This window comes from Halanaerobium sp., assembly GCF_003070835.1.
In genome coordinates this window covers 1-2,472 of the sequence record NZ_QBLR01000413.1, presented here as the reverse complement: position 1 = coordinate 2,472, position 2,472 = coordinate 1, and the positions used below count along the sequence as shown (strand labels likewise).

Genomic DNA, 2,472 nt, shown 5'->3' with positions numbered 1-2,472 from the left:
GTCTGTTTACTTTATTTTCTATCAGAACTATTATTTAGTCATGGGCTGAATTGATAAAAATTACTATTCAGGCTAGGCGGATAGAACTATGCCTAATTTAACTATTTTCAACCAAATAAATTAAATTATTTTCTTTTTTTCTCTTGACATCTTACCGTATTACTGGAATGTTAATGCCCTAATGATGACAGCAGTCTTAGGAGTCAGTACAATAGAATATTTTCCCTATGCCTTTTTCCCGCTGCTGATGCCGCTTTCTAATCTCTTAATTACTTATTTGGAAGAAAAAAATTAGCTTTTTTCATTTCTGGCAGAAAAGATTCTTAAAACAACATAGGCAATTAAAGTAAAGATAAAAAAGATAAGTAAGACTGTAGCAATGCTCTGCAGAGAGCCTATCAAAGTTCTGTAAATTTCTAAGGTCCAGCGCTCAGCTGTCAGCTCAACGATTTCTCTATTATCATATCTAGAAGTAATATATTTTTCTAAGTCCCAGACTCTAACACCTCCGGAAATACCGACAACATAGATTGCAAACTTAATATATTTAAGCCAGGCCTGATTGATAGCCTCCGGCACAATTAAGTTTAAGATTTTGTAAATCGAATCATTGAACAATCTGCTGACAATATAGCAGACCAAAAGGGCCACCAGAAATGTAACTATTAATAATAAGTAAAACATATCTATCACTCTTTTCTTTTTAAGTTTATACTTCTAAAAAGTGATCAGGAATCTTATTTAATATTTCCTGATACTTGATCATCTCAATACTTTTATTCCAGAGCTGATCCTGCAGTTCCTGCCTTAAAGCAGCTGATGTGGGCTTCTTTTTTCTTTTTTTTACATAATAGCTGCCGCTTTCTCTTCTAACTTCATCTGATAAAGCAAGATAGACTGGAGTTTCTGCTCCTTTTTCTACAGAAGAACCTCCTGCTCCCCAGCCCTGCCGCAGCAGCTTGGTGTTAATCACTCCCGGATGAAGACAGTTAACAGTTATATTATCTAATATTTTATCCAATTTAAAAGTAAATAAAATCATTGCCAGCTTAGAATCCGAATAAGCCTGGCTGCCGTTAAAGTTAATTGGATCCCAGATATTATCAACATTTAAATTGTGAGCATGAACCATGGAAGAAAAATTAATTATTCTTGGATCTGTTGACTCTTCTAAAAGCGGAATCAGCAGCAGAGTTAAAATAAAGTGGGAATGATAGTTAACAGCGATATTTTTTTCTATCTGATCTTCACTAAATTCAAGTGAGTTTTGATAAATCCCTGCATTATTGATCAAAACATCAATTTTAGCTTCCTCATCTTTTAACTGATTACTTAAATCTAAAACCTGCTGCTGAGAATTAAGATCAGCAATAACAATTTTGTGCTCTGCTTCAGGATTAATTGAATCCAGCTCTTCTTTAACCTCTTGAGCCTTATTCTGACTGCGGCCGTGGATAATAATTCTCTGGCCTTTATCAGCCAGCTCTTTTGCAGTTTCTCTGCCAATGCCATCAGTTGAACCGGTGATTAAAATAGTTTTCATCAGAAAACACCTCCAGTTGTCTACCCAAAATCATATTAGAAAATTAGAGTAAATAGATTTAAAAGCAGATAGAAAATTATTATTATTTTTGCGATCTGAGCCAGATAAAAAGAAAAACTTTTAGTCTGATCACTGCTCTTTATTTCTTCTGTCTCCTGTTCTATTTCTGTACTTTCAGCTTCAGCATCTAAATTTAAATCTTTTAGGAGTTCTCTGGCCTGCTCATAATCTTTTTCTGCAACATAAAGCTCAATGTTATAGGCAGAATAACCCATATAGATCATGCTGTAACCGCCAAATTCATCATGACGAACAATTACTTCTATATTATTGTCATTGAGCAGCGCTTCTATCATTTCTGCTTCTCTGGCACCAGTTGTAATTAAATGCTGCAGTTTAAAATCAGTCATTTTTCTGCTCCTTATTGACAGCCGTTTATTTTAAAACTAACTTCTAATATTAAGATTATTCTTCAGTTTTAGGAAAAAAATAATATGTCCAGCCTACTGCAGGTAATTATTTTTCATAATCAACTAAAACTCTTTTAGCAGCTACTTCTCCTATAAAAGTTTTAACCTTTTCGTGTTCTGGATGAATTTGATACTGATCAAGATCAGCAGAACTTTCAAATTCAGTAATTAAAACCAGCTCATAAGCCGCCCCACTCTGATTGATATTCTTACCTACTTCTAAAAACTTAATCTGCTCAACTAAATCTTTAAGTGAGCACAGCTTCTCTGCTGCTAATTCAATATTCTCTTCTTTAGTATTTCCTGCAGCCTGATCCTTGAATTCCCACATCACAACATGTTTAATCATTTTTAATTACCTCCATGTATTTTATAATCTTATAATAAAAAAATTAAATAAAATATAAAAAATCTAATAAAACGGAGCCAATTCCCACTCCTTTCAAGACCTAGCTAGCG

At 33.7% G+C, this 2,472-nt stretch carries 4 protein-coding genes; all 4 read right to left on the bottom strand.

Features of this window, described 5'->3' with window-relative positions:
• Positions 1–291: 291 nt before the first annotated feature.
• Complete coding sequence (locus tag CI949_RS19830) at positions 292–684, bottom strand: hypothetical protein (RefSeq protein ID WP_290769644.1); 393 nt, start codon at positions 682–684, stop codon at positions 292–294.
• 25 nt (positions 685–709) lie between these two features.
• Positions 710–1,543 (bottom strand): SDR family NAD(P)-dependent oxidoreductase, encoded by an 834-nt coding sequence (locus tag CI949_RS19825; RefSeq protein ID WP_290769642.1) that lies wholly within the window; start codon positions 1,541–1,543, stop codon positions 710–712.
• A 35-nt stretch (positions 1,544–1,578) separates the two neighbouring features.
• Entirely contained in the window at positions 1,579–1,953 is a 375-nt protein-coding gene (locus CI949_RS19820) for a DUF2007 domain-containing protein (protein WP_108139422.1), read from the bottom strand.
• A gap of 106 nt (positions 1,954–2,059) precedes the next feature.
• A complete protein-coding gene (locus CI949_RS19815) occupies positions 2,060–2,362 on the bottom strand; it encodes a Dabb family protein (protein ID WP_290769638.1) in 303 nt (100 codons plus the stop codon).
• Positions 2,363–2,472: the final 110 nt, after the last annotated feature.

What these genes read in the sequence shown, in the direction of transcription:
- CI949_RS19825 (WP_290769642.1), bottom strand. Translation starts at nt 1,543, where the DNA reads ATGAAAACTATTTTAATCACCGGTTCAACTGATGGCATTGGCAGAGAA.
- CI949_RS19815 (WP_290769638.1), bottom strand. Translation starts at nt 2,362, where the DNA reads ATGATTAAACATGTTGTGATGTGGGAATTCAAGGATCAGGCTGCAGGA.
- CI949_RS19830 (WP_290769644.1), bottom strand. Translation starts at nt 684, where the DNA reads ATGTTTTACTTATTATTAATAGTTACATTTCTGGTGGCCCTTTTGGTC.
- CI949_RS19820 (WP_108139422.1), bottom strand. Translation starts at nt 1,953, where the DNA reads ATGACTGATTTTAAACTGCAGCATTTAATTACAACTGGTGCCAGAGAA.